The sequence below is a fragment of the Kribbella sp. NPDC004875 genome (assembly GCF_042873375.1).
GTDB lineage: Bacteria > Actinomycetota > Actinomycetes > Propionibacteriales > Kribbellaceae > Kribbella.
The window spans coordinates 1,184,952-1,208,387 of sequence record NZ_JBIALI010000002.1 but is presented as its reverse complement, the minus strand read 5'-3'; the positions used below and the strand labels follow the sequence as shown (position 1 = coordinate 1,208,387).

The 23,436-nt window shown below is 70.0% G+C and carries 28 protein-coding genes; 12 read left to right on the top strand and 16 right to left on the bottom strand.

Annotation, left to right across the window (positions count from 1 at the left end):
• Positions 1–9 precede the first annotated feature (9 nt).
• Positions 10–435 carry an Hsp20/alpha crystallin family protein gene (locus ACFYRH_RS16835; RefSeq protein WP_387775004.1) on the bottom strand — a complete coding sequence of 142 codons (426 nt, stop codon included), beginning with the start codon at positions 433–435 and terminating at the stop codon, positions 10–12.
• 152 nt (positions 436–587) lie between these two features.
• Between ACFYRH_RS16835 and ACFYRH_RS16830 the strand changes: the two genes are divergently transcribed.
• Positions 588–1,601 (top strand): YbhN family protein, encoded by a 1,014-nt coding sequence (locus tag ACFYRH_RS16830; protein WP_387775001.1) that lies wholly within the window; start codon positions 588–590, stop codon positions 1,599–1,601.
• Here ACFYRH_RS16830 and ACFYRH_RS16825 read toward each other — a convergent pair.
• Positions 1,556–2,302, bottom strand: coding sequence for a phosphatase PAP2 family protein (locus tag ACFYRH_RS16825; RefSeq protein WP_387774998.1), 747 nt, complete (start codon positions 2,300–2,302; stop codon positions 1,556–1,558). The two genes, ACFYRH_RS16830 and ACFYRH_RS16825, sit on opposite strands and share 46 nt — an antisense overlap.
• 202 nt (positions 2,303–2,504) lie before the next feature.
• On the opposite strand from ACFYRH_RS16825, the gene ACFYRH_RS16820 reads away from it, so the two are divergent.
• Complete coding sequence (locus ACFYRH_RS16820) at positions 2,505–3,440, top strand: lysylphosphatidylglycerol synthase domain-containing protein (protein WP_387774995.1); 936 nt, start codon at positions 2,505–2,507, stop codon at positions 3,438–3,440.
• A complete protein-coding gene (locus ACFYRH_RS16815) occupies positions 3,437–4,060 on the top strand; it encodes a glycerophosphodiester phosphodiesterase (protein ID WP_387774992.1) in 624 nt (207 codons plus the stop codon). Before ACFYRH_RS16820 ends, ACFYRH_RS16815 begins: the two co-directional genes overlap by 4 nt.
• A gap of 15 nt (positions 4,061–4,075) precedes the next feature.
• On the opposite strand, the gene ACFYRH_RS16810 is transcribed toward ACFYRH_RS16815, so the two are convergent.
• Together ACFYRH_RS16810 and ACFYRH_RS16805 are read right to left on the bottom strand one after the other, a co-directional pair.
• Positions 4,076–4,351: a DUF1876 domain-containing protein gene (locus ACFYRH_RS16810; RefSeq protein WP_387774989.1), complete on the bottom strand. Its 276-nt coding sequence runs from the start codon at positions 4,349–4,351 to the stop codon at positions 4,076–4,078.
• Positions 4,352–4,575: 224 nt separating this feature from the next.
• Positions 4,576–5,097, bottom strand: coding sequence for a pyridoxamine 5'-phosphate oxidase family protein (locus tag ACFYRH_RS16805; protein ID WP_387774986.1), 522 nt, complete (start codon positions 5,095–5,097; stop codon positions 4,576–4,578).
• A 256-nt stretch (positions 5,098–5,353) separates the two neighbouring features.
• On the opposite strand from ACFYRH_RS16805, the gene ACFYRH_RS16800 reads away from it, so the two are divergent.
• A complete protein-coding gene (locus ACFYRH_RS16800; protein WP_387774983.1) occupies positions 5,354–5,851 on the top strand; it encodes a flavodoxin domain-containing protein in 498 nt (165 codons plus the stop codon).
• 10 nt (positions 5,852–5,861) lie between these two features.
• Here the strand turns inward: ACFYRH_RS16800 and ACFYRH_RS16795 are convergent, their stop codons facing one another.
• Genes ACFYRH_RS16795 through ACFYRH_RS16785 form a run of 3 tightly spaced genes read right to left on the bottom strand, consistent with a single transcriptional unit; the run spans position 5,862 to position 8,349 of the window.
• Positions 5,862–6,683, bottom strand: a complete 822-nt coding sequence (locus ACFYRH_RS16795) for an amino acid-binding protein (RefSeq protein ID WP_387774980.1) — start codon at positions 6,681–6,683, stop codon at positions 5,862–5,864.
• A gap of 56 nt (positions 6,684–6,739) precedes the next feature.
• Entirely contained in the window at positions 6,740–7,384 is a 645-nt protein-coding gene (locus tag ACFYRH_RS16790) for a response regulator (RefSeq protein WP_387774977.1), read from the bottom strand.
• Positions 7,381–8,349, bottom strand: coding sequence for a histidine kinase (locus tag ACFYRH_RS16785; protein ID WP_387774974.1), 969 nt, complete (start codon positions 8,347–8,349; stop codon positions 7,381–7,383). Before ACFYRH_RS16785 ends, ACFYRH_RS16790 begins: the two co-directional genes overlap by 4 nt.
• Positions 8,350–8,498: 149 nt before the next feature.
• Here ACFYRH_RS16785 and ACFYRH_RS16780 point away from each other — a divergent pair, with 149 nt between their 5' ends.
• Positions 8,499–9,020, top strand: a complete 522-nt coding sequence (locus tag ACFYRH_RS16780) for an SPFH domain-containing protein (protein ID WP_387774971.1) — start codon at positions 8,499–8,501, stop codon at positions 9,018–9,020.
• On the opposite strand, the gene ACFYRH_RS16775 is transcribed toward ACFYRH_RS16780, so the two are convergent.
• The 6 genes from ACFYRH_RS16775 to ACFYRH_RS16750 form a co-directional block, all read right to left on the bottom strand.
• A complete protein-coding gene (locus ACFYRH_RS16775) occupies positions 9,008–10,300 on the bottom strand; it encodes an SLC13 family permease (RefSeq protein ID WP_387774968.1) in 1,293 nt (430 codons plus the stop codon). The genes ACFYRH_RS16780 and ACFYRH_RS16775 overlap by 13 nt on opposite strands.
• Positions 10,297–10,713 (bottom strand): CBS domain-containing protein, encoded by a 417-nt coding sequence (locus tag ACFYRH_RS16770; RefSeq protein ID WP_387774965.1) that lies wholly within the window; start codon positions 10,711–10,713, stop codon positions 10,297–10,299. The genes ACFYRH_RS16775 and ACFYRH_RS16770 overlap by 4 nt, the downstream gene beginning before the upstream one ends.
• A 540-nt stretch (positions 10,714–11,253) precedes the next feature.
• The gene (locus ACFYRH_RS16765; protein WP_387774962.1) at positions 11,254–11,826 is read right to left on the bottom strand and encodes a hypothetical protein; all 573 of its coding nucleotides are present in this window, start codon (positions 11,824–11,826) and stop codon (positions 11,254–11,256) included.
• Position 11,827: 1 nt separating this feature from the next.
• On the bottom strand, positions 11,828–12,838 hold the full coding sequence (locus ACFYRH_RS16760; RefSeq protein WP_387774959.1) for a DUF6286 domain-containing protein: 1,011 nt from the start codon (positions 12,836–12,838) through the stop codon (positions 11,828–11,830).
• Complete coding sequence (locus tag ACFYRH_RS16755) at positions 12,831–13,013, bottom strand: hypothetical protein (RefSeq protein WP_387774956.1); 183 nt, start codon at positions 13,011–13,013, stop codon at positions 12,831–12,833. The genes ACFYRH_RS16760 and ACFYRH_RS16755 overlap by 8 nt, the downstream gene beginning before the upstream one ends.
• 44 nt (positions 13,014–13,057) lie before the next feature.
• Positions 13,058–13,582: an Asp23/Gls24 family envelope stress response protein gene (locus ACFYRH_RS16750; RefSeq protein ID WP_387774953.1), complete on the bottom strand. Its 525-nt coding sequence runs from the start codon at positions 13,580–13,582 to the stop codon at positions 13,058–13,060.
• 210 nt (positions 13,583–13,792) lie between these two features.
• Between ACFYRH_RS16750 and ACFYRH_RS16745 the strand changes: the two genes are divergently transcribed.
• The 3 genes from ACFYRH_RS16745 to ACFYRH_RS16735 are packed head-to-tail and all read left to right on the top strand — an operon-like array spanning position 13,793 to position 15,269.
• On the top strand, positions 13,793–14,350 hold the full coding sequence (locus ACFYRH_RS16745) for an RNA polymerase sigma factor (RefSeq protein WP_387774950.1): 558 nt from the start codon (positions 13,793–13,795) through the stop codon (positions 14,348–14,350).
• Complete coding sequence (locus ACFYRH_RS16740; protein ID WP_387774947.1) at positions 14,341–14,901, top strand: Asp23/Gls24 family envelope stress response protein; 561 nt, start codon at positions 14,341–14,343, stop codon at positions 14,899–14,901. Before ACFYRH_RS16745 ends, ACFYRH_RS16740 begins: the two co-directional genes overlap by 10 nt.
• Positions 14,898–15,269: a hypothetical protein gene (locus ACFYRH_RS16735; protein ID WP_387774945.1), complete on the top strand. Its 372-nt coding sequence runs from the start codon at positions 14,898–14,900 to the stop codon at positions 15,267–15,269. The genes ACFYRH_RS16740 and ACFYRH_RS16735 overlap by 4 nt, the downstream gene beginning before the upstream one ends.
• Before the next feature lie 105 nt (positions 15,270–15,374).
• Here ACFYRH_RS16735 and lhgO read toward each other — a convergent pair whose 3' ends face one another.
• Positions 15,375–16,568, bottom strand: coding sequence for an L-2-hydroxyglutarate oxidase (gene lhgO, locus ACFYRH_RS16730; RefSeq protein WP_387774942.1), 1,194 nt, complete (start codon positions 16,566–16,568; stop codon positions 15,375–15,377).
• A 55-nt stretch (positions 16,569–16,623) separates the two neighbouring features.
• On the opposite strand from lhgO, the gene ACFYRH_RS16725 reads away from it, so the two are divergent.
• Positions 16,624–18,807, top strand: a complete 2,184-nt coding sequence (locus tag ACFYRH_RS16725; RefSeq protein WP_387774939.1) for a glycoside hydrolase family 2 protein — start codon at positions 16,624–16,626, stop codon at positions 18,805–18,807.
• Here ACFYRH_RS16725 and ACFYRH_RS16720 read toward each other — a convergent pair.
• Together ACFYRH_RS16720 and ACFYRH_RS16715 are read right to left on the bottom strand one after the other, a co-directional pair.
• Complete coding sequence (locus ACFYRH_RS16720; RefSeq protein WP_387774936.1) at positions 18,746–19,558, bottom strand: alpha/beta fold hydrolase; 813 nt, start codon at positions 19,556–19,558, stop codon at positions 18,746–18,748. The genes ACFYRH_RS16725 and ACFYRH_RS16720 overlap by 62 nt on opposite strands.
• 34 nt (positions 19,559–19,592) lie before the next feature.
• Positions 19,593–20,660: a substrate-binding domain-containing protein gene (locus ACFYRH_RS16715; RefSeq protein ID WP_387774933.1), complete on the bottom strand. Its 1,068-nt coding sequence runs from the start codon at positions 20,658–20,660 to the stop codon at positions 19,593–19,595.
• 99 nt (positions 20,661–20,759) lie between these two features.
• On the opposite strand from ACFYRH_RS16715, the gene ACFYRH_RS16710 reads away from it, so the two are divergent.
• From ACFYRH_RS16710 to ACFYRH_RS16700, 3 genes are all read left to right on the top strand, one after another.
• On the top strand, positions 20,760–21,155 hold the full coding sequence (locus tag ACFYRH_RS16710) for a MarR family winged helix-turn-helix transcriptional regulator (RefSeq protein WP_387774930.1): 396 nt from the start codon (positions 20,760–20,762) through the stop codon (positions 21,153–21,155).
• A gap of 103 nt (positions 21,156–21,258) precedes the next feature.
• Entirely contained in the window at positions 21,259–22,896 is a 1,638-nt protein-coding gene (locus ACFYRH_RS16705) for a purine-cytosine permease family protein (RefSeq protein ID WP_387774927.1), read from the top strand.
• Positions 22,893–23,195: an urease subunit gamma gene (locus ACFYRH_RS16700; protein ID WP_387774924.1), complete on the top strand. Its 303-nt coding sequence runs from the start codon at positions 22,893–22,895 to the stop codon at positions 23,193–23,195. Before ACFYRH_RS16705 ends, ACFYRH_RS16700 begins: the two co-directional genes overlap by 4 nt.
• The last annotated feature ends 241 nt before the right edge of the window (positions 23,196–23,436 follow it).

Below are 23,436 nucleotides of genomic sequence, written 5' to 3'. Positions count from 1 at the left end.
GGTGTGTCGTCAGTCGGTGTGCTCGATGGTGACCGTGCGCGCCTCGGCGGCCTTCGCCGCGATCGGGACGGTCACCTCGAGGATCCCGGCCGTGTACTTCGCGACGACGTTCTGCTCGTCGGCTCCGTCCGGCAGCAGCACCCGGCGGGTGAGTGCGCCGTAGTGGAACTCGGAGTGGCCGCCGTCGTGCTCCTCCTGCTGACGAGTCGCGGAGATGGTCAGCATCCCGTTCGCGATCTCGACCTTGATGTCCTTGTCCGGATCCAGACCGGGCAGCTCCGCACGGACGACGTACTTGTCCTCGTCGGCGAACTCCTCGATCCGGACGCCACGCATCGTGGCCGGCATCGTGAACAGGCTCGGCAGGCCCTCGGCCCAGTCGAACAGGTCCGCGAACTGTCGCCGGCTGTCCCGGTGCTGCAATGTGCTCGCCATCGTGTCTCCTTCCGCTTGACCCTTCCTGCACTTCCAGCTCAGCTCATGACCCCGCCGGGGAGCAGGGGCGTCCGCACCGGAACCGGCCGGACCTTCGCCCCTCCCACCGGGCCGTTCGGCAGCGCAGACTGCTGACGGGGAAGGAGCGCGTCATGGACAGTGCGACCGGGACGTCCCGGCCTGCCTGGCACCGTCGTCTCTGGTCGGCCATCTCACTCGTCGTGCTCTTCGCGCTCGTCGAGTACGTCGTTCTCCCCAAGCTCTCCCTCGCGCGCGAGTCGCTGCACCGCGTCTCCGAGCTGCGCCCGATCTGGGTGATCACGGCCGCCACCCTCGAGGCCGGCAGCCTGGTCTGCTATTCGCTGTTCAGTCGCGCCCTGCTCGGCAGGAGCCGGCCCCGGTTCTTCTGGATCCTGCGCTCGGACCTCACCGGGTACGGCGTGAGTCACGTCGTACCCGGCGGTGCGGCGACCGCCACCGCGATCCGGTTCCGGCTGCTCGTGCTGGGCGGCGCGGACCCGGCGGACGTGACAGCGACCGTCACTGCCGAGGCGGTCGGTTCGCCGCTCGCGTTGGTCCTGATTGCCTGGCTGGCGTCGATCCCGGCGCTGTTCCTGCAGACCGCGACACCCGCGTACCTGACGATGTTCCTCGTCGGGCTCGCTGTCCTGGCCTGTGGTGCGCTCGCTGTCCGCGAGCGTTCGCAACTCGAACGCTTCGCCGCCCGCCTCGTCCGCGCGGTCCAAAGGCGCCTCCCGCAACGGGTCCGGCCGTGGCTCGCCGCTACCGCCCTCCGGCTCCGCGACCTGCTCGCCGATCCCACGGTGCGGACGGCGTTCCTGGTCTGGGCGACGCTCAACTGGTTGCTCGACGCCGCCGTGCTCTGGACCTTCCTGGCCGTCTACGGCGACCCCATCAGCCCGATCCCCGTACTCCTCGCGTACTGCGCGGCGAACCTGGCCGCCGTCGTACCGCTCACTCCCGGCGGCATCGCGGTCGTCGAAGGTGTGGCGATCTCAGGACTGATCGGCTTCGGAGTCCCGGCGCAGACCGCCGTACTCGCGGTCCTGTCCTGGCGACTGCTCCAGTTCTGGGCCCCGGTCCCGGTGGCGGGCCTGTGCTATCTGAGCTTGCGCGCCGAGAGTCGCTTCCTGGAGAGGCGGTAGGCGACCAGCAGGCTCAGCAGCGCGAGGACCCCGCCGGCGACGCCGTCGAGGAGGTAGTGGTTCGCGGTCAGCACGATCGCCGCCAGCATCAGGGCAGGCATCAGCCACCCGAACAAACGGATGACCCAGTGGCCGGCCAGCGTCGCGACGGCGATGCCCATCAGCAAGTTCCAGCCGAAGTGCAGGCTGGGTACGGCGGCGTACTGGTTCACGAAGGCCGGCGGCTGCAGGACCCGGTACGCCGAAGTTCGCTCGGCGACCGTGTCGACGAAGCCGTACCCCGGCAGGAACCGCGGCGGCGCGACCGGGAAGCCCGCGAAGATGACCAGCCCGATCGCCCCGGACAGCAGCATGGCGTTCCGGAACGTCCGGTAGTGGTCCCGATGCCGGAGCAGCAGCCAGAGCAACGTCGCGAGCAGCACCGGCCAGTGGCCGTAGATGTAGATGGCACCGAATGTCTCGGCCAGCCAGCCGTGCCGGATCACGGCGTCCTGAAGCTCCGGCTCGACGAAGACGCCGGCCGACTTCTCCAGCGCGACGATGTCCTCAGCGTTGCGGTACGCCGTATCGACCCGGGTGGTGATCAACCCGCGAACCCCGAAGTACAGCGTGATCGCCACCGCGATCAGCATCAGTTCGCGCACGACCTCCTGGGCCCGGCGGGCAGACCCCGCCAGCGACGACCCACCCTCGGCGACCATGACCCCACCCCCCTCCGGCCACGCTCGCAACGGGCTCCGCGGACCGCCCAGGGTCGTACCGCCCGCGTGGCCCGGGGCGAAGGTCCCGCGACGCGCCCCGAGATGCCGTCCTTGATCGGGCCGGTTATGGTCGCCGCATCCGAAGATGCCGGTACGACGCGCCGCACCGCGCCGTACCCGGAGGCCCTTGGAAGGACCCCTCATGCAGTTGGGCCGGGAGTTCGCCGTGCGGTCGGCGCGCGGCGTCATCAGTGCCGTCAATACCGTCATCCACCATCGCGGTCTGCGCGTAGCCGCGCTGGTGGTCGCGGTCGGGATCTCGATCTGGAACGTGGACCGCGTTCCGCACACCGCCGTACTACCCGCCGTGCTCGGTCTGGTGCCGTTCGCGATCGGCAAGTACGTGCTGTGCCCGTTGCGCTGGCACGCGATCTCGACGAGCGGCCGCTCGCGCCGCTGGCACCTGCGCGCGTACGCCGAGAGCGAGGTGCTCGGCCTGATCTCGCCGTGGCACGCCGGTGCGGATCTGTGGCGCGTGCACCGGCTCGAGACCACCGACGTACGGCGGTCCAGCGCGGTCGCCGAGGTGGCGCTCGACCGGTTCATCGGTGCGGTGGGCTTGATCGCTGCCGTCGTGGTCACCGGCGTGGCGCTGCCGTGGACGGTGCTCGTGACAGCGCTCGGCTTCGCCGCCGTCGTGCTGGTCGCGGCACTCGTCGTACGCCGCCGGCGCCCGGCGCTGGCCACGCGCTGGCCGTGGCCGTCGCCGAAGGTGTTCGCGCTCGGTGTGGTGCTGTCGATCGGCTACCAGGCGACGATCCTCGGCCTGCTGATCGGCGCGATCGAGGCGGTCGGCAGTCCGGTGCCCGGTCTGCAGCTCGTCGTGGTGTTCGGCGCGAGCCAGATCGCCGGTGCACTGCCCGGAGTCCACGGCGCGAGCCCGCGCGACGGAGCCCTGGTAGCCGGTCTGGCTGCCATCGGCGTCGCGTGGCGGGAGGCGTTCGGGGCCGTGGCGCTGACCGCGTTGCTGTACTGGATCCCGGCGCTCCTGATCGGCGGCACCCTGCTGTTCCTGCGCTGGCGCGGTTGGTTCACCGAACGGCGTGCCGAGGCGGAGCCCGCGCCGGAGCCGGCGTGAACCGCCTGCTCGCCATCGCGCACCGGGCGGGCAACCACCCCGGCACGCTTCGTACCGCGCTCGACCTCGGCGCCGACCTGGTCGAGGCCGACATCCACGCGTACCGAGGGCGCCTGGAGGTCCGGCACCGCAAGACGCTGGGCCCGTGGTGGCTGTGGGACCGCGGCGAGTTCCTCCGTCGCCGCGAGGCCGATCAGCTCGAACTGCACGAGGTCCTCGCCGCGGCCGACGGCGACTCGCGGCTGCTGCTGGATCTCAAGGGGATCCACCCGCTGCTCGGGAGACGGCTGGCGGCCGCGCTTCCGGACACCACCGTGACGATCTGCACCCAGCATTGGTGGCTGCTTCCCGCGTTCCGGGATCGCGCGAACGTTCGGCTGGTCCTGTCCGCCGGCAGTCGTCGTGGTCTCCGGCGACTCCGGTCCCGGTTGCGCCGCCAGGCGACGTACGGCGTCTCCGTCCATCGGCGGCTGCTGACGCCGGAGACGGTCGCGGAGCTCCGGCGCGGCGCAGAGGTCGTCTTCACCTGGCCGGTCGACGACCCGTCCGGACTCGCCGACGCCCGGCGCCTCGGCGTCGACGGCGTGATCGGGAAGCACCTCCCGCTCCTGCTGGCCTGAGACGGCCAACTGGGGTCAGCTGTGCAGGCGGACGCGCTCGTGGGTGATCGACTCGATGTCCGAGGCGGCCGTGTGCAGGAGTTTGTGGGCCAGGTCCGACAGCGCCCGAGCCGCCGCCAGTTCGTCGCCGATCTCGGCGATGTCGGTGTCGGCCGGGTTGCGGTGCGCGGCGCCGCGGCCGAGCAACTGGGTCTTGTCGCTGGTCCGTAGCCGGGCCTCCGCGTGCGTGGTCCGCTCGTCCTCGTGTTCGTCGAGGTAGATGTCGATGCTCCATCGCCTGCTCGTGGTCATGACTGGTCCTTCCACCCGGAATCTGCGCTCTGACCCCATCGTCAGCGGCCGATCGGCACGGGGCCAGGGCCGTCCGGCCCTGCTCACGAGAACTTCTGCCTGTCGGCGACCTCGAGAAGGCCGCGCCGAGCGGGATGCCCGCCGGACCTCCGGACACCGCGAACCGTGCTGAAGGCGCCGTTGGCTCCTCTCGTCGTAGCGCATCGGAGCACTCCCCCGGACTGCTACCCCGTTCCGCCCCTGACCGGGACGTGGGCGCGGGCGATTTCCGGGTCGCGGAGCTTGCGGAGTGGAATGCCGATCCCGTAGGTCAGGAACTCCCCCTCGGGAGCGATCTCGACGATCCGGCAGTCCGCGAGCCGCTCGGCCGGGACGAGCCGGGCCAGCGCGGGCGACAGCGAGTTGACGTCCGGCGCACCCTGCGGATGAACGACGGCCCAGCCGTGAAAGCTGATGGTGGCCGGCGGGATCGGGAACAGCAGCGACAACAGCCCGCCGCGCCGGATCGGCACCGTGACCGCGACCTGGCCGATCGCCGGGATCTGCAGCGCCTTCCAGCTGTGCGGCGCGACGGCGACGTACAGCCTGCCGTGCCCGGCCGTGTACACGACCCCGCTCGACCGCGGCCGCCCGCCAGGCGTCACGTGACTGAGCACCAGGAACGACGCCCGCTCGAGGTGCGTCCAGATCTCGGCCCGGCTCGGTCGCCGGCGCGCGTGCTTGCTGGTTCTGACCGCCGTGCTCATCACAGCCCCCCATCGGTTGCTTCGATTTTCGGGTGCGACTGTGAACCGGACCACAGACCTCCGGCCCGACTCGGGGAGACAGAAGTCCCCGCACGGGCCGTTCGGCACGTCCCACGACCCGCGACCCCACACCGCGGTTGGGACACCGGCTGACTCACGTCCTGCGCTCGTCCATCCGGCCCTCGTCCGTCCGGCCCCCTCGATCAGGGCCGGACGGCCCTGGTTCATGGGACTTCAGCGTCGCGACGCTGAAAGCATGTCCGAGAAGGTACTTGTCAGCTACGCAACGATGATGGGCGCTACCGCGAGTATCGCCGGGGCGATCGGGGCGAGACTCCGGGCGGCCGGCCTCGAAGCCGACGTCCGCGAGATCGGCGCGGTCCAGGCGGTGACGCCGTACGACGCCGTGCTGTTCGGCAGCGCGATCTACGAGGGGCGGTGGCGCCCGGAGGCGGTCCGGTTCCTCCGGCAGCACGAGGCGCAGTTGCGTTCCCGGCCGGTGTGGCTGTTCCAGTCCGGGCCGGTCGGCGTCGACCGCTACGAGGCACAACCCGTTCCGCCGGACGTCGCCCAGCTCGTGGAGCTCGTCCACGCGCCACCGGTCAAGACCTTCGCCGGTGATCTGCAGGACGACGCCGTCGCCCGCCACCAGGAGCTCGAGGGACTGGCCGAAGACGACCGCGACTGGGAGGAGATCCGCGACTGGGCCGATGAGATCGCCGGCAAACTCCACGACACTCGGCAGCCGACCTGAGGCCGACCGATCAGCAGGACTTCGTGAGCGTCTGCGCGGCCTCGGCCAGTTCGGCGAGGCGGTGGGCGCGGGCGGACTCCGCGGGGGTGAAAGGCTCCCCGGGCCGGCTGAACGCGAACAGCCCGGTCCACGGTGACGGCACCTTGAGGACTGTGCCGTCGTCGGCGAACTGAGCTGCCGGCGCCGCGCGATCGGTGACCAGTTGCGCGCCGAGCAGCTCCGCCACCGCGTGCGGCAGCTCTGCGGGATCCGCGACGACCCGCGCCGACAGGCTCAGGGCCTTCGTCTGCCCGTCCACCAACGCCAGCGCGGTCGTCGGCCAGACGTGCGTCTCGCGGCCACCGGCCGACTCGACCGCGACCTCCAGGTCGGCCGCGGTGATCTCGTCCGGTGTCGACACCACCAACTCGTCCCGCACCCCGTCGTCGATCGGGTGGACGTGCAGTCCCAGGATGTTCGCATCCAGCACCGCGAGCGTCCGGGTGAGACGCTCCAAGGCTCCCGCTCGATCGTCCAGCGTCACCCGGATCCGCCACAACGTCGCGACCCCTTGCCGCGGACGGACCTTCGGGGCGTGCAACCAGGACCGCAGCAGCCGCATCGTCGACGGCTCCACCACCCAGATCACCAGCGCCGTCGTCACACTCGCCAACACCGCCACCGACACCAGGTACGGCGGATGCGCCGCCAGCACCACCGCATGCAACGCCAACTCCACCGGCGCGACCGCCACCAGCTTCGCCACCGTCAGCCGCACCCGCCGAGGATGCGGGAGCCGTCCACACACCTCACACGCCGTCCCACCGGTCAGCGTCGTCCGTAACGAGTCCATACGGACCAGGGTGCGGCCTGAAGATTGCCTCGCTGTTGCCTGGATGTGACGTTCGGTCAGGGTTCGATGAGGCCGGCCCGAATGGCGTACCGGGTCAGCTCTGTGCGGTCCCGCATGCCGAGCTTCTGCAGGATGTTCGCGCGGTGCCGCTCGACCGTCTTGTGGCTGATCGTCAGGATCCGCGCGATCTCCTTCGACGGATGTCCCTCGGCGATCAGTTTGACGACCTCGTCCTCACGGTCGGTGAGCACCTGCCCGGGCACGCGCTCGCCGCGCCGGACCCGGTCCAGGTAGTCGCGCACGAGGGTGCTCATCACGCCCGGGTACAGGAACGACTCCCCGCGGCCCGCGGCGCGGCACGCGTCGACGAGGTCGCGGTCGGCGACCGACTTCAGCACGTAACCACTCGCGCCCGCCTTCAGCGCCGCGAAGAAGTACTGCTCGTTGTCGTACATCGACAGCATCAGCATCCGCGGCGGCTCCCGTCGGCGCGACAGCTCCCGCGCCGCCTGCAGCCCGGTCATCCGCGGCATCGCGACATCCAGCACCGCGAGATCCACGGGCGTACTCCGGAACGCCTCCAGCGCCTCTGCCCCGTCCCCCGCCTCGGCGACGACCTGGAGATCGGGCTCGCTGTCGAGGATCAGCCGTACGCCGCGACGTACCAGGGCATGGTCGTCGGCCAGCAGGATCCTGATCATCGCGACTCCAGCGGGACCGTGAGACGGACCGACGTACCGGACCCGCCTTGGCCGACCGTCAGCTCGGCGCCGATCAGGAGGGCACGCTCGCGCATGCCGCGGATCCCCGTGCCTTCCTCCGCGCCGCGTAACCCGGTCCCGTCGTCGTCCACCGCGAGAACCACCGCCGGTCCTTGGCGCTGCAGCGACAAATGCACGCTGCGGGCCTGGGCGTGGCGCGCCGCGTTCGTCAGGGCCTCCTGCGCGACGCGGTAGATGACGAGTTCACGCTCCTCGCCGAGTGCGGGCAGACCCGGCGAGGTGATCCGGCGGACGTGCATCCCGTGCTCCGAGAACTCGGTCGCGAGGGCCGCCAGCGCGCTCTGCAGACCGAGATCCTCGAGCACACCCGGCCGCAGCCGGCGCGCCACGCTGCGGACCTCGTCGAGCGTCGCCCGCGCGGTCTCCTGCACCTCTTGCAGATCCTTCTGTGCCGCCGGCGGCACACCCGACGACAACTGCTTGAGCGCCAGCAGTACGGCGGTCAGCCCCTGCCCGATCTCGTCGTGCAACTCGCGCGCGATCCGGCGCCGTTCGGCCTCCTGCGCCGCCAGCGCTTTCGCGTTGCTTCGGCCGCGCTCGGTCTCCAGCCGTTCGAGCATCGCGTTGAACCCACGCACCAACTGACGGACCGCTCCGCTGCCCGCCTCCGGTAACCGCCGGCCCGGGCGCTGCAGGTCGACTGTGTCCATCAACCGGATCAGGCGGTCCAGCGGTGCCAGGCTCGTGCGCAACAACACCGAGTTGAGCACCACGATGCCGAGCAGACCGACCACGAGAACGACGGCCTCGGACACCAGTACGGTCGCCGACACCGTGACGGGAGCCAGCGCCAGCGCCGCGGTACCGACCACGAACACCAGTCCGTTGATCAAGCAGACCCGCCAGTACAAGGGCATTCCGCTCTTCACCACATCACCCTCCACCGGTCGAACGCTGGGCTGTCCATCAAACCAGGCGACCCCAGCCGAAAGTGGGTGTCAGCACTCATACCGAGCAGCGGACCCCCCCAGCAGACTGGAAATGCGGCGGAGCGCCCCGCGCCCCGCCGCACCAGACGGCTCCGGGAGGCAGCATGCAACTCGACACCACCGCGCCCCATCCTTGGGCGATTCTGGCCATCCTCCTCGTCCTCGCGGTGGCAGCCGCGATCGAGCCCCGCGCCGCACGGCGCGACCACTGGCTGGTCGTCCTGCGTGCCGGGCGGGTGGCGCGTGTGGTCAGGTCCGGGTTCACCGTGCGGATCCCGGTTCTGGAGCGATACGTATGGTTGCCGAAGGCCCACATTCGCTCGCATTTCGTCGTCCCGGCGCGGACCCGTGACGGCGTCGAGGTCCGCCTTGCCGGTGAGGTCGAGCTGCGGATCGTCGATCCGGTCGCGGCCGCTGGGGTGGCGCCGCTCGACGTCGCGCTGGACGAGATCGAACGGGCGCTCGCCCGGCTGATCGCTGGTTCCGGCGTGGCCACGCTCGCCGGGTTGCCGGCGTACCTCGAGCTCGTGGTCGACGTGCCCGGGGTCCGCGCCGGCGCTGTGGAGCTCGGCACCGTCGAGGTCGCGCTGTGGACGCCGGCCTCGGCCGCGCGTCAGACGAAGTAGCGCAGCCACACGTACACCCAGGCGAGAGCGATGCTGAGCGCCGTCACCACGACGCCGTAGCGGGTGAACTGCCAGAACGTGATGTGGTGGCCGCTGCGCGACGCGATGCCGAGGGCAACCACATTGGCGCTGGCGGCAACCGCCGTACCGTTGCCGCCGAAGTCGGCGCCGAGCGCGAACGCCCACCACAACGACTGGCCGGTGCGGTGATCCGGCGCCTGCTCGACGACACCTTCGACCACGGGTGTCATCGTCGCGACGTACGGGATGTTGTCGAAGAAGGCACCGAGTACGCCGGAGCCGAACAGCAACGCGGTCGCGGCCAGCAGGTACTGGTCCCCGATCGCGGACACCGCCCAGTCGCCGATCGTCTCGATCACGCCGGTGTGGGTGAGTCCCGAGACCATCACGAACAGACCCATGAAGAAGACCAGGGTCGACCACTCGACTTCACGCAGTACCTCGGTGACATCGGCCTTCGCGACCAGCACCATCACGCCGGCGCCGATCAGCGCGACGAGCGACGGCTCCAGATGCAGCACCGAGTGCAGGGAGAAGCCCGCGACCATGACCGCGAGCACCGCGAGGCAGCGCGCCAGCAGCCACGGGTCGCGGATCGCGCGCCGCTCCTGCAGGGCGAGTACGGCGGCGACCTGCTCCGGGTTGTGCCGCAAGTCCTTGCGGAACAGGAACCTCGACAGGATCACGAACAGCACGAACACGATCGTGACGATCGGCGCCATGTGCACCAGGAAGTCGTTGAACGACAGGCCGGCGCGGCTGCCGATGATGATGTTCGGCGGATCACCGATCAGGGTCGCGGCGCCGCCGATGTTGGACGCCAGCACCTCGGCGATCAGGTACGGCTGCGGCGGGATCCGGAGCCGTTCGCAGACCACGATCGTCACCGGAGCGACCAGCATGATCGTGGTCACGTTGTCGAGGAACGGCGAGGCGACCGCGGTGATGATCATCAGCATCACCATCAGCCGGTACGGTTCGCCGCGGGACCGTTTCGCGGCCCAGATCCCGAGGTAGTCGAACACCCCGGTCTGCTTGATGATGCCGATCACGATCATCATGCCGAGCAGCAGGAACACGACGTTCCAGTCGATGCCTTCGTGCTCGGAGAAGAACACCTCGGTACCGGGCGCGAGCCCGAGCACCAGCATCGCGGCGGCGCCGATCAGCACCACCTTGACCTTGTCGGCCTTCTCGGTCGCGATGTAGAAGAACGCCAAGCCGAAGATCGCCAGCGCGACGAAGGGCCTCACGCTCACCCCGGCGGCTGGTCCTCGAGCCCCGCGACGGCCAGGCTCGTGAGCAAACGGTCCAGGGTGATCACCCCGGTCAGTACGCCGTCCGCGCCGACGACCGCCACCAGCGGACTCCGCCCGCGCGCCATCAACGCGGCGATCTCCAGCAACGTCGCATCCGCCGTCACCGTCAACGGCCGCGCCACCGGCCGCGGCAGACAGTCCCCGACCGTCAGCCCCCCGAGCTCCCGCCAGAACGCATCCGCCGACGACTCGTCCACTGTCCGCACCAGCATCGGGTCGTCCTGGTAAGCGGCCGGAATACTCAACCGCAGAACCTGAGACCCCGGCAGCACCGCCAGCGGCCGCCCCCGCTCATCCACGACCACCATCCCCGGCAACCGCCCCACCGCCATCAGTTGCACGGCCCGAACCACCGAGTCCCCCACCCCCAACGTAGGCAACCCGACCGCTACCTCCCCCGCACGCATACCCGACCCTCGCCCTCGCGCACGCCCAACTCCGGAACCAGCCACTCCGGAACCAGCCACTCCGGCCCGGAACATCCCGCCGCCAACCGCCCTACCGCGAACCGCGCTGACACCGACCGCCCTGACACCGCTCACCTTGACCTCCCTGACCGCCACGACCCAGCGGCCGCACTCGAAGCTCAAGTCTTCGTGCACGGCCGCCCAGCGACCATGGGGTCCGGACCCCAACTTCACACCGCGCCACCACCCCCGAGACCCGAGGCAGGCTTGCGGGATCAGGCGACGCGCGACGTCCGGGCGACGCCTATCCGGAGGCGGCACTCCCGCCCCAACTGACGCCCCGCTGGCGTCCCTGACCTCTCCAGATCTACGGAAACTAATTGCCGCCAGACGGCTAAAAGTTTCCGCATTCCGGGCCGAGAGGCGACCGCTCCGCGAACCTCCATGGCAAGACGCGACGCGTCGGGGTCAGCGCACGGAAGGGGTTCAGGTGACGCGGGGGGCTGTGGTGGGCTTGTTGGAGCGGGCGACGCGGAGGCGGGTTCGGTGGCGTAGGCGTGGCAGGCCGAGAACTGTTTGGAGGTCGGCGGCCGCGCGGGTGACGGCTCGGTGGACCAGGTCGAGATCTGCGCTCGGCTCGATCGTGCACTGCAGTTCCGCGACCAGTTGGCCGCGATCGGATACCACCCGGCCGGATCCGTCGCGGACCTCCGGGAGTCGGGTGAGATGTTCGGCTGCGGCGGCAACGGCTGCGTGGGCGTCGGCGGACAGCCGGCCGCTCCGATCGGCCGCGAGGGTGAAGCGGCCGCCGACCCGGCGTGGCAGATGGCGGACCAGCCACCACAGCCCGAGCAGTACCAGAACGATGCCGGCGGCACCAGTTGCCCAAGGCCACCAGGACGCGGTCGTGTGGTCGGCCGGGCCGTGGACCCGGATCGACGCGGGTGCCCCGGGAAGGACGCCGTACCACCAGGTCACGGCAAGGGCGCCGCTCGCGACAAGAACAAGGGCGACAATCAGACCGAGCGCTCGGTCGAGGGCGATGACTCCGCGGCGCATGTCAGTCCTCCCGGAGGTCGATGCGGACCCGTGGGCGCGGGGTGATGGTGCTGAGGCGTTCCTCGATCGCCGTACCGACCTCGCCGGACACCCGCGCCGGATCGCCGAACGTCGTGACCGTCGCACGCAGGCGCCGTCGCTTCGCCACCACGGAGGCCGAGGTCACCGAGTCCACCCGGCCCGCGCTGTCGGCGGCCAGCCGCGCGGCGTCGGCCGCCCGGATCCACACCATCGTGTCGGGTCCGCTGACCGCGAGATGGGTACGCCGCCGCGGCTTGACCGTCACCACGAGCAGCACCAATCCGGCCACGATCGCCGCGATACCGGCCGGACGCATCCAGTCCGCCGGCTCGAGTACGACGCTCCGCCCGAACCAGCCCGCCGGAATCACGTCCCCCCGCAACAGACCCGCCGTACGCAGCATCTCCGCGATCCCCACCACACCGAGCCCGATCAACACCAGCGCACCCACAACGCCCACCACCGAGACAGCCGGCCCCGCGACCGGGCTGTTACCTGCAATCGCGCCCGCATCCGTTGGCTCAACCGCAGCAGCGGCTGTGCTGGGCGGGTCGACAGCGGTGATGTCAACGTCAACGCGGTCGACGCCCAGGCCGGTGAAGCGTTCGACGTCGTCGGTGACGGCTCGGCATACCTCGGCGGCGACGTCTGCCAGCGGCCGGCCCCACGCTGCGGCGACCTGGACCTCGATCCGGGTACGCCGGCCTGCGACGACCGCCCGTGCCTTCGGAAGACCACGGCCCAGGACCGCATCCCGGCGTACCACCGCCCCGTGCCTGCGCGCGGTGATCTCCGCGATCCGCTCGACCGCCCGCGGCGCGATGTCGAGTCGTCCCCGGTCACCCCCGAGCGCGACCGGGGACGACTCCGGCCCGAAGTCCCCCGTACCCGACGCACCAACGGCCCGGCCCCCGGCACTTCCGGCGCTGCCGGTCGAGCCGACGGCGTCGACGGTGCCGGTGCCGGTGCCGATCGCGCCGAGGTCAGCCACGACCGCGGCGGGAGATCAGGTCGTCGAGGCCCTTCGTGCCGTCCGAGAGGAACCGGCCGGCCACGAAGCCGACCGCTCCGAGCACCAGAGCGAGCAGGAAGCCCGCGAACCCACCGGCCGCGGCCGCGATGGCGATCAGCAGACCGGCGAACAGACCTATCGTCGACGTGCTCACGAACTCTCCTCTTGCTCTCGGGATGGCTTGTTCTGCGGACGCCGTCAGTGGACGCGGCGCTCGGCGGGGGCGGGCTCGGCACCGTCGTCGTCCTCGTCGTCACCTTCCAGGTGGACGTCGCTGACCGCGATGTTCACCTCGGTGACCTCGAGCCCGGTCATCCGCTCGACCGCCGAGATGACGTTCCCGCGGATCGCGGCGGCGAGGTCGGCGATGCTCACGCCGTACTCCGCCACCAGTTCGATGTCGACCGCGGCCTGCGTCTCGCCGACCTCGACCGATACGCCCTGCGACAGGTTCGTCCGGGAGCCCGGGATCCGGTCCCGGAGCAGACCGACCGCGCGAGCAGCGCCGCCGCCGAGCGCGTGCACACCGTCGATCTCCCGGGTGGCGATGCCGGCGATCTTCGACACCACGACATCCGCGATGGTGGTCCGGCCACCAGTCGCGCCGTCGGCGCCGCTCACGGCGCCGTTCTTTCCGGTGCCCTCGGCAACGATGTCGGTGGGCGCGGCGCCACGCTTGGCCGTGCTCGTCCCGGACGTCTTGGTGGTCACGGTTTCGGTCATCGGCTGATGCCTTTCTCGTCAGCGGTTCTGCTTCGTACACCGGTTGGACAACAGGACAGCCGGATTCGTCACGCACCGAACCGGAACTTTCTCGCGCCGGCGGCACGCACGCGCTCAAGCGTGACATGCCTCACGGCGTGGATCCGGGAGGCTACCGTGACATTCGTGTCCTCGGTGTCGTCCTCACAACATGAACCACCTGGAGCCGCGATGAGCCGCGGCGCAGCCACGGCGCTGGTGGAGCTCGACGAGGCCACGCTGGTCGCGCGGGCCCGCGATCGCGACCCGGCCGCGTTCGAGCTCCTGGTCCGCCGCTATCAGCGGCGGATCTACACGCTGTGCCTGCGGATGCTGGACGGCGCGAGCGGCGAGGCCGAGGACATCGCACAGGAGACGTTCGTCACCGCATGGCGCCGGCTGCCGGAGATCCAGAACGACGCTGCGTTCGGCAGCTGGCTCTACCGAACCGCGACCAACAAATGCCTGACCGTGCTGCAGCGCCGCCGACCGACCGTCGACCTCGAAGACCAGCACCCGGCAGCCGACGATCCGGCTCATTCGGCCGGCACGAGCGCGGCGATGAGCGCGCTGTCCGAGGCACTGCGTCAACTGCCACCACAGCAGCGGGCGTGCTGGCTGCTGCGCGAGGTCCACGGCCGGTCGTACCAGGAGATCGCGGACCTGGTCGGCACGACGCCAACCGCCGTCCGTGGACGGATAGCCAGAGCCCGCGCCGAGCTCGCGGAGGTGATGAAGCCATGGAGATGAATCCCGGAAACCCGGTCACCGACCTGCACCCGCTCGCCTGCGGACGCACGGTCGAGGACGTCTGGGACGAGCTCGACAGCGGTACGCCGAGCGCGCACCTGACCGACTGCCCACACTGCCGTACGGCGCGCGCCGGCCTCGAACAACTGGCCGAGGCGACCGCGTTCCTGATCGACGATCCGGTCGAGGTCCCGACCGGTCTGCTGGACCGGATCATGACGGCCGTGCGTGCCGACCTGAATCTCGGCCGCACCCTCCCGCTGCCCGCCGGGTCGGCAGAGGTCGAGCTGTCGGTGTCCGCACTGGCCGCCGTACTGCGGTACGCGGTCGACGGCGTACCGGGAATCCGCGCGCGGCAGTGCCGCATCGAGCTGGCGTCCCCGGAGGCGGTCCGCGTGACGATGACGGTCGCGCTGAAGTTCGGGTCGGGCCAGGTCACCGCACTCGATCAGGCTCGCGAACGGGTCGCCGCGGCGCTCCGCGGCCAGATCGGGTACGACCTCGACCGGCTCGACTTCGAGGTCGTCGACGTCTGGACGGACCCCCGGTGAGCGGTCCGGCGGGGAAGGACGTCGAGCGGATCGCCATCGCGGAGGCGGCGGCGCTAGCTGCTCGGGACGTCGCGGGTGTGGTCCGGTTGCAGCCGGGCCTGGTCGGGTTACTGCGGCAGTTCGCGGCGCAGGCGTGGGAGCGAGCCACCGGTCGCCCGGTCCCGGACATCGCCGGGATCGACGTCGAGATGGCCACCAACGGCTCCATCCAGGTCGACGCCCGCATCGTCACCGCCGTCGACCACCACGCCACCACCGTCGGCGCGGCGGTAGACGCCGCGATCACCAAGGCTGTGGAGGGGGCGAGCGGCGTGGTCCCGCGCGTCCGCGTCCGCATCGTCGAGATCGAGCTGGAACCCCAGCACTGAGCATTTCGACAGTACGTATACCTCTATCACCCACCGTCGCACGGAGGCGTGTCGGGCTGGAGAGCTGGCAGTGGTCCTCTACGTACAGTCGAGCTGCCGGACTGATCAGGCGCGGTCGGCGGACAGTTCCTCGGCGATGCGATCGCCGATGACCAGGCACGCGGTCGCGGCCGGCGACGGCGCGTTCAGGACGTGCAGCGCCCGGCCGTCGCGCAGGAACAGGAAATCGTCGACGAGCTTCCCGTCCCGCGTGACCGCCTGCGCGCGGACGCCCGCACCGGACCGCCGTACGTCGGCGACGCGCAGCTCGGGCAGCATCCGCCGCGCCTCGCGTACCAACGCCCGCCCGGTCAGCGAGCGCGCGATCTCCTTCGCACCGGTCCGCCCGTACCGTCGAGCCAGCCGCCACGATCCCCGGTACGTCGCCGCCTCCCAAACATCCCGTGGTTTGATCTTGGCCCACGAGTACCCTTCGCGCGCCAACGCAGGCACGGCGTTCGGCCCGACGTGCACGGTCCCGTCGATCCCGCGGGTCAGGTGGACGCCGAGGAACGGCAGGTCCGGATCCGGCACCGGATAGACCAGCCCCTGCACCAGGAACTCACGCTCCGGAACGATCTCGCTGAACTCGCCCCGGAACGGCAGGATCCGCACTCCCGGTTCGAGCCCCGAAGCCCGCGCGAGACGGTCGCTGTGCAGACCGGCGCAGACCGCGACACGCTCCGCCTCGATCACCTCGTCCGTCGTCCGCACCCGGACCGACGAACCGGCGTTCTCAACGGCGGTGACAGACACGCCGGTACGGATCTCACCGCCCGCGGCCCGCACGTCATCGGCAAGCGCGGCCGCCACGAGACCGAAGTCCACCCGGCCAGTGGAGTCGACCGCGAGGGCCCCCTTCACCCGCAGATGGGGCTCACGCTCAGCCACCTCGTCGAGCGTCAGGCGCCGGACCGGTACGCCGTTCTCCCGCCCGATGCCGAACAGCCGATCGAGCTGCGGTAGCTCGGCCTCGGTCGTCGCCACGACGAGCTTGCCCGGGACGTCGTACGGGATCTCCTTCTGGTCGCAGTACTCCGTCAGCGCCGCCCCGCCGGCCACCGCGAACCGTGCCTTGAGCGAGCCGGGCCGGTAGTACAGGCCGGAGTGGATGACGCCCGAGTTGTGCCCGGTCTGGTGGGCGCCGACCGCCGCTTCCTTCTCGAGGACGACGACCGTCGCGCCGGGGTCCCGCCGCTGCAACGCGCGCGCGACGGCGAGCCCGACGATGCCGCCACCCACCACCACCGAAGATCTCATCACCCCGAAGAGAGGCGACACGCGCGCCGATAAATACATCGTTAGGGTCGAGGTCATGAACGAGTGGCGGTTCGGTGAGCTGGTCGACGAGTCCGCGGTCGGGACGTCGTACGACGACAGCGGCTTCGCGCCGGTCACGCTCCCGCACACCGTCGTACCGCTGTCCTGGCGGGACTGGGAGGCGGACACCTGGGAGCGGCGCTGGTGCTATCGGCGGTGGTTCGAGATCCCGGCCGGCGCGCGGCGGGTGTTCGTGGACGTCGACGGTGCGTTGCACGCCGCGGAGGTCTACGTCAACGGGGTGGGCGCGGGCACGCAACTCGGCGGGTATCTGCCGTTCACCCACGAGGTGACCGAACTCGTGAAGCCCGGCAAGAACCTGCTCGCGATCGCGCTCGACTCCCGCTGGTTGCCTGTGCCGCCGAACGGCCACCCCGACGGGCACGGCGCCGTCGACTACTTCCAGCCCGGCGGCCTGACCCGTTCCGTCGAGATCCGCTGCGAGCCGGACGCGTTCATCGCCGACCTCTACGCCCGCCCGCTGAACGTCCTTGATCCGTCCTCCCGAAGCCTGCACGTCAGCTGCGCCGTCGAAGGTCGCGGCCGGCTCACCGTCGAACTTCGCGCGTCGGACGGCCGCGTGATCACCGAAGCCGCCGGCCAATCCACCGGCCGAGCGACCGAACTCACGCTCACCGGCCTCGACGACATCCAGCTCTGGTCGCCCGACTCCCCCGTCCTGTACGACGTCATCGCGCGCCTCGACTCGGGCAGCGAACGGCGGGTGCGGATCGGCTTCCGCGAGGCCCGCTTCGCGGTCGACGGGTTCTCCCTGAACGGCGAGCGGCTCGAACTGTCCGGGCTCAACCGTCACCAGATCTTCCCGTGGACCGGGATGGCGATGCCCGACCGGGTCCAGCGGCGCGACGCCGAGATCCTCCGCACGGAGCTGAACTGCACGATGGTCCGCTGCGCGCACTACCCGCAGTCCCCCGCCTTCCTCGACGCCTGCGACGAACTCGGGCTGCTCGTCTTCGAGGAGATCCCCGGCTGGCAGTACGTCGGTGACGCCGCCTGGCAGGACCTGGTGGTCGCGGACGTGGAGCGGATGATCCGCCGTGACCGGAACCGTCCGTCGGTCGTCGTCTGGGGTGTCCGCGTCAACGAGTCGGCCAACTACCCGGAGCTGTACCGCCGGACCCAGGACGTCGCCCGGCGTCTCGATCCGGATCGCCCGACGAGCGGGGCAATGGTCGCCTCGGAGTACTCGACCGTCGACTTCCACCAGGACGTGTTCGCCTACAACGACTACGCCCACGACGAGACCGGCGCGACGCTCCTCGCACCGCTCCCCGACATCCCGTATCTCGTCACCGAAGCGATCGGCTCGCTCGCCGGACCGCATTTCTACCGCCGCACCGACCCGCAGGATGTGCAGGCACGCCAAGCCTTCCTGCACGCCCAAGTCCATCAGCAGGCCGCCGCCGACGACCGCTACCTCGGCGTCCTCGCCTGGCAAGCCTTCGACTACGACTCACAGAACGGCTGGGTCGACCACCGTCTGAAGTGCAACGGCGTGGCCGACACCTTCCGCATCCCGAAGCTGGGCGCCGCGATCTATCAAGCGCAGGTCGATCCCGAGCACCGTCCGGTGATCGCGCCGGCGTTCCACTGGGACGCGCCGCTCGACGACGAGCTGATGATCTGCTCGAATCTCCAGCACCTGGAGATCTACCTCGGCATCGACCACGTCGCCACGATCCGCCCGGACACCATCCGCTTCGGCGCGCTGCGGCACCCGCCGTCGTTCATCCACCTGTCGGCGACCGCGGACCTCCGCATCGACGGCTACCTGCACGACCGCCGCGTCCTGATCAGGTCCTTCTCCCTGGACCGTCGGCACGACCGCCTGGAGCTTCTCGCCGACGACAACGACATCGTGGCCGACGGCACCGACCTCACCCGCGTCGTGCTCCGTGCGACCGATCGCTACGGCAATCTCCGGCCGTCGGCGGCCGGGCCGGTGACCTTCCATCTGCAGGGACCGGGCCGGCTCGTGGGGTGCAACACCTTCGACTTGGAGGTGAACGGCGGCGCCGTCGCGGTCTGGCTCGGAGCGGTCGCCGCAGGCGAGATCCGGCTCACCGCTCAGCACGCCGGCCTCGGCGACGCGACGGTCATCGTGAGAGCCACTCCCGCAGGACAGTCGCCAGCGCCACCGGGGCGTCGTACTGCATGAGGTGGCCGGCCTCCGGAACCTCGACATACGACGCAGCCGGAATCAGCCCCGCCAGTCGCCGGCCGGTCGCCGTCGGGATCCACGCGTCGTCGCGGCCCCACACCACCTGCACCGGGATCGCCAGCTCACCGACCAGCCGCTCGTTCTCGATCAGGAACGTCTCGTCGTACTGCGCGATCTGCCGGTAGAACGCCGACTGTCCTTCGTCCGTGAGCCACGGAGCCACCAGCTCCTCGAGATCCGGTTCGCGCAGCCCGCGGTGACTCGCCGCGGTCACGTAGGCCCGCAGGACCGCCTCGTGGATGTACGCCGGCAGTTCGTTCAACGTCGTCGGATGCCGCTTCACGAACTGGAAGAACGGCGACCCACTCGGCGGGATCGCCACCACGTCGACGAGCATCAACGACGAGTACGCCGCCTTCTCCGCCAACATCGCACGCAGCGAGACCGCGCCGCCGAAGTCGTGCGCCACCACCCGCGGACGGTCGAGTTCCCAGTGCTCGAGCAGCGCCGCGAACGCCTTCGCCTGGGCGCCGAAGTCGACCGCGTGGGCGGGATCCTTCGAGGATTCGCCGTACCCGGGCATGTCCCACAGGTGCACCGTGAAGCCGGCGCACAACGCGTCGGCGTACTTCGACCACACACGCGACGAGAACGGCGTTCCGTGACAGAACACCACCGGCGGACCGCTGCCCGCCCGGCCCCATGCGATCGATCGGCCTTCCCACTCGAACCGCTCCTCGACCTCCATGACTCCACCTAACCATCTGAAGGATTCATAGCGGTTAGTGAGCGTGGGCGATCTGCTCCTGGATCCGGAATTCGAGCCCGTCCGCGGCCGCGAGGTACACGTCCTGGTCGACGAGGTTCCCGTCAAGGCGGAGGAGGCCGCGCGGGCTGTCGTAGAAGTGGCCGGTCGGCAGCGCCGCCGACATCGCCACCGAGCCGCTGATCTCACCGAGACGGGCGAGGAAGCGGATCGCCTCGTAGCAGGACTCGCCGACCGCGTTCAGCGCGGGCGCGAACGTGCCGAACCGGGCGTAGTACTGGCGGGCGAACTCGCTGCTCTCCACGGTCGTCAGGCCGTCGAAGTACGCCGCCGCCGCGTAGACCCCGTGATTCGCGCCCGGACCCGCGCCGAGCAGCGTGTTCTCCTCGATCGCCGGGCTGAGCCGGAGCAGCGTCTCGCTCAGCCCGCCGTCGGCGAACTGCCGGTTGAAGTGCACGGCGTCCTGGCCCATCAGCAGCATGATCACGCCGTCGGCGTCGGTCGCCCGGAGTCCGTCGATCACGCCGCCGAAGTCCGCCGTACCCAGCGGAACGTAGGCCGATCGGACGATCTCGGAACCGGTGCCCTGCAAGGCTTCCCGCGCGACCGCGCCGGTCACCCGGGGATAGACGTAGTCGTTCCCGACGACCACCCAGCGCCGGGCGCCGTGATTCTCACGCAGCCAGTGTGTTGCCGGGAGCAACTGGTTGACCGGCCGTTCGCCGAGCATGAACACTCCGGGTGTGTCGTCGCCGCCCTCGTGCATCGCGGCGAACGCGTACACGACCCGCCCGCCGATCCGCCGGGTCAGCGCGACCCGTACGGCGGAGATGTGCCACCCGGCGACCGCCTCGACCCGGCCCGCGTCGACCAGCCGCCCGACCTCCTCGGCGACCACCTCCGGAGGCCGGCCGGCGTCGACCTGGACGAGCTCGACCCATCGACCAGCGATCCCGTTCCGCGCGTTCAGCTGCTCGACGGCGAGTTGTCCACAGGCGAGACAGGACGGGCCGTAGATCCCGGTCGGCCCCTGCAACGGCACCACGAAGGCGATCGGCAGTACGTCGGCACGCCGCACCGTCACCACCTCCCGCCGTACATCCGGTCAGTGTGACCGAAGCGGAGGCGAAAACTCGACCGAACGGCTATATTTCCCAGCACCTGAACCGAGGAGGGGGTGCGGATGGCGTCGAGCCTGCTCCTGGTGCTCAAGCGGATCGAGCGTGAGATCGAGCTGGGTCTGCAGCCGCTGCTGGACGAGTTCGGGCTGACGATCGAGCAGTGGCGGATCATGGCGGCCCTGCGCGAGGAGCCGGGTCAGCCGATGTCGGTGCTCGCGGAGTCCGCCGTACTGCCGGCCGCCAGTCTGACCCGGCACGTCGACAAGCTGGTGGAGCGCGGTCTGGTACTGCGGCGGGTCCACCCGGGCGACAAGCGCCGGATCGTCACCGCGCTCTCCCCCGTCGGCGGCACGGTCGCCGAGCGCGTCGCAGCCGCGCAGCGGTCGCTCGAGCGCGGCGTCACGAAGTACTTCCAGATGGAAATACACGAACGTAGCAGCTCGGCAACACACCGGTAACACGGCGTTCCTAGGTTCCTTCCATTCGGGTGCATCCCCCCGCCGGCAGCGTCGCCGGTCCGCCGGAGCACCGCTCGCCCGAAGGTGCCGCAGGAGTTCGCCCATGTCTGTTGAACCCTCGCTCGACCACCGCTCCACCTCGTCACCAAGCCCCACCACCGCGACCCGGGAGACACTCGAGGACTACACCCTCCGGTTCGCGCCGCGCAGCTACCGCAAGTGGTCGACCGGCGTCGTCGCCGTCTCGGCCCTCGGCGGGATCGCGTACCTCGCCGACTTCGCGATCGGCGCGAACATCGGGATCTCGTACGGGACCACCAACGCTCTGTGGGGCATCGCGATCTTCGCCGTGGTGATCTTCGCGACCGGCCTGCCGCTCGCGTACTACGCCGCGCGGTACAACATCGACCTCGACCTGATCACCCGCGGCAGCGGCTTCGGGTACTACGGCTCGGTCGTCACCAACGTGATCTTCGCGTCGTTCACGTTCATCTTCTTCGCGCTCGAGGGCTCGATCATGGCGCAGGGGCTGCAACTCGGCCTGCATGTCCCGCTCTGGCTCGGGTACGCCGTCTCCACGCTGGTGATCTTCCCGCTGGTGATCTACGGGATGAAGGTGCTCTCCACCCTTCAGGTGTGGACGACACCCCTGTGGCTGATCCTGATGGTGCTGCCGTTCTGCTACCTGCTGATCTCGCACCCGTCGTCGGTGTCGACGTTCTTCGACTACGGGCCCGACGCCGACTTCGGCTCGATGCTGCTCGCCGCGGGTGTCTGCCTCTCGCTGATCGCGCAGATCGCCGAGCAGATCGACTACCTGCGCTTCATGCCGCCGAAGACCCCGGAGAACTCCCGCCGCTGGTGGACCGCGATGCTGCTCGCCGGCCCGGGCTGGGTGATCTTCGGTGCGCTGAAGCAGGTGATCGGCCTCTTCCTCGCCGTCTACATCATCGCCAACGTCGCCGACTCGTCGTCGATCGCGAACCAGCCGGTGCACCAGTTCCTCGAGATCTACCGCGGGTTCCTGCCCGGGTGGCTGGCGATGACGCTGGCCGTCGTACTGGTCGTGATCAGCCAGGTGAAGATCAACGTGACGAACGCCTACTCCGGTTCGCTGGCCTGGACGAACTCGTACACGCGGCTGACCCGGCACTATCCCGGGCGGCTCGTGTTCCTCGGGTTCAACCTGGTGATCGCGCTGGTGCTGATGGAGGCGAACATGTTCGACTTCCTCAACACCATTCTCGGGTTCTACGCGAACTGCGGCATGGCCTGGATCGTGGTCGTTGCCTCGGACATCGTGTTCAACAAGTACCTGCTGAAGCTGTCGCCGCTCCAGCCCGAGTTCCGGCGCGGCATGCTGTACGCGGTGAACCCGGTCGGCTTCGTGTCGATGGCGGTCGCGGCCGGTGTGTCGATCGTCGTGTTCTTCGGCGGCCTCGGCGCGGGCATCAAACCGTACTCACCACTCGTCGCGATCGGACTGGCCGTCGTACTGCCGCCGGTCCTGGCCGTCATCACCCGCGGCAAGTACTACCTGCGCCGCACCGACGACGGGCTCGACCTGCCGATGTACGACGAGCACGGCAACCCGTCCGGCGAGATCCTCACGTGCCACGTCTGCCGCCAGGACTACGAACGGCCTGACATGACCGCCTGTCTCACACATGACGCGGCCGTGTGCTCACTCTGCCTGAGCACAGACAAGGTGTCCGACCACGTCCTGCCGATGCCGTCGTGAACTTCACCCCCGCCGACGTAGAGAAACTGCTGCTCTCCGTGGCCGGCATGGTCGCCCGCGACCGGCTGGCCCGGGGAGTCAAGCTCAACCACCCCGAAGCCGTCGCCCTGCTCAGCACCTGGGTCATCGAACGAGCCCGCGACGGCGCCCGCGTCGCCGACCTGATGCACTCCGGCCGCACCGTCCTCACCCGCGACCAGGTCCTCCCCGGCGTCGCCGAACTCCTCACCGACGTCCAGGTAGAAGCCACCTTCCCTGACGGCCGCAAACTCGTCACTATCCACAACCCCATCATTTAAAGGCAGATCTCATGGCCGACCCCGATAGACTTAGCAAGGAAGAACAGGGCGCGGAACAACCACCTACCGCAACCCCAGCCCCAAACACAGCCGTCACCGCGACCCCCGCCCCCGGTGCAACCCCAGCCGCCGCCCCCACCACAGCCATCGCCGCCACACCACCGAACACCGCAAACGCCGGCACGCCATCCGCCGGCGCCGCGAACGCCGGCATGCCGTCCGCCGGCGCCGCGCACACCGG

Bases quoted from the DNA above. Each gene is read 5' to 3' on its own strand.
- ACFYRH_RS16835 (WP_387775004.1), bottom strand. From the start codon at position 435: ATGGCGAGCACATTGCAGCACCGGGACAGCCGGCGACAGTTCGCGGAC.
- ACFYRH_RS16830 (WP_387775001.1), top strand. From the start codon at position 588: ATGGACAGTGCGACCGGGACGTCCCGGCCTGCCTGGCACCGTCGTCTC.
- ACFYRH_RS16825 (WP_387774998.1), bottom strand. From the start codon at position 2,302: ATGGTCGCCGAGGGTGGGTCGTCGCTGGCGGGGTCTGCCCGCCGGGCC.
- ACFYRH_RS16820 (WP_387774995.1), top strand. From the start codon at position 2,505: ATGCAGTTGGGCCGGGAGTTCGCCGTGCGGTCGGCGCGCGGCGTCATC.
- ACFYRH_RS16810 (WP_387774989.1), bottom strand. From the start codon at position 4,351: ATGACCACGAGCAGGCGATGGAGCATCGACATCTACCTCGACGAACAC.
- ACFYRH_RS16805 (WP_387774986.1), bottom strand. From the start codon at position 5,097: ATGAGCACGGCGGTCAGAACCAGCAAGCACGCGCGCCGGCGACCGAGC.
- ACFYRH_RS16800 (WP_387774983.1), top strand. From the start codon at position 5,354: ATGTCCGAGAAGGTACTTGTCAGCTACGCAACGATGATGGGCGCTACC.
- ACFYRH_RS16795 (WP_387774980.1), bottom strand. From the start codon at position 6,683: ATGGACTCGTTACGGACGACGCTGACCGGTGGGACGGCGTGTGAGGTG.
- ACFYRH_RS16790 (WP_387774977.1), bottom strand. From the start codon at position 7,384: ATGATCAGGATCCTGCTGGCCGACGACCATGCCCTGGTACGTCGCGGC.
- ACFYRH_RS16780 (WP_387774971.1), top strand. From the start codon at position 8,499: ATGCAACTCGACACCACCGCGCCCCATCCTTGGGCGATTCTGGCCATC.
- ACFYRH_RS16765 (WP_387774962.1), bottom strand. From the start codon at position 11,826: ATGCGCCGCGGAGTCATCGCCCTCGACCGAGCGCTCGGTCTGATTGTC.
- ACFYRH_RS16750 (WP_387774953.1), bottom strand. From the start codon at position 13,582: ATGACCGAAACCGTGACCACCAAGACGTCCGGGACGAGCACGGCCAAG.
- ACFYRH_RS16745 (WP_387774950.1), top strand. From the start codon at position 13,793: ATGAGCCGCGGCGCAGCCACGGCGCTGGTGGAGCTCGACGAGGCCACG.
- ACFYRH_RS16740 (WP_387774947.1), top strand. From the start codon at position 14,341: ATGGAGATGAATCCCGGAAACCCGGTCACCGACCTGCACCCGCTCGCC.
- lhgO (WP_387774942.1), bottom strand. From the start codon at position 16,568: ATGAGATCTTCGGTGGTGGTGGGTGGCGGCATCGTCGGGCTCGCCGTC.
- ACFYRH_RS16725 (WP_387774939.1), top strand. From the start codon at position 16,624: ATGAACGAGTGGCGGTTCGGTGAGCTGGTCGACGAGTCCGCGGTCGGG.
- ACFYRH_RS16720 (WP_387774936.1), bottom strand. From the start codon at position 19,558: ATGGAGGTCGAGGAGCGGTTCGAGTGGGAAGGCCGATCGATCGCATGG.
- ACFYRH_RS16710 (WP_387774930.1), top strand. From the start codon at position 20,760: ATGGCGTCGAGCCTGCTCCTGGTGCTCAAGCGGATCGAGCGTGAGATC.
- ACFYRH_RS16705 (WP_387774927.1), top strand. From the start codon at position 21,259: ATGTCTGTTGAACCCTCGCTCGACCACCGCTCCACCTCGTCACCAAGC.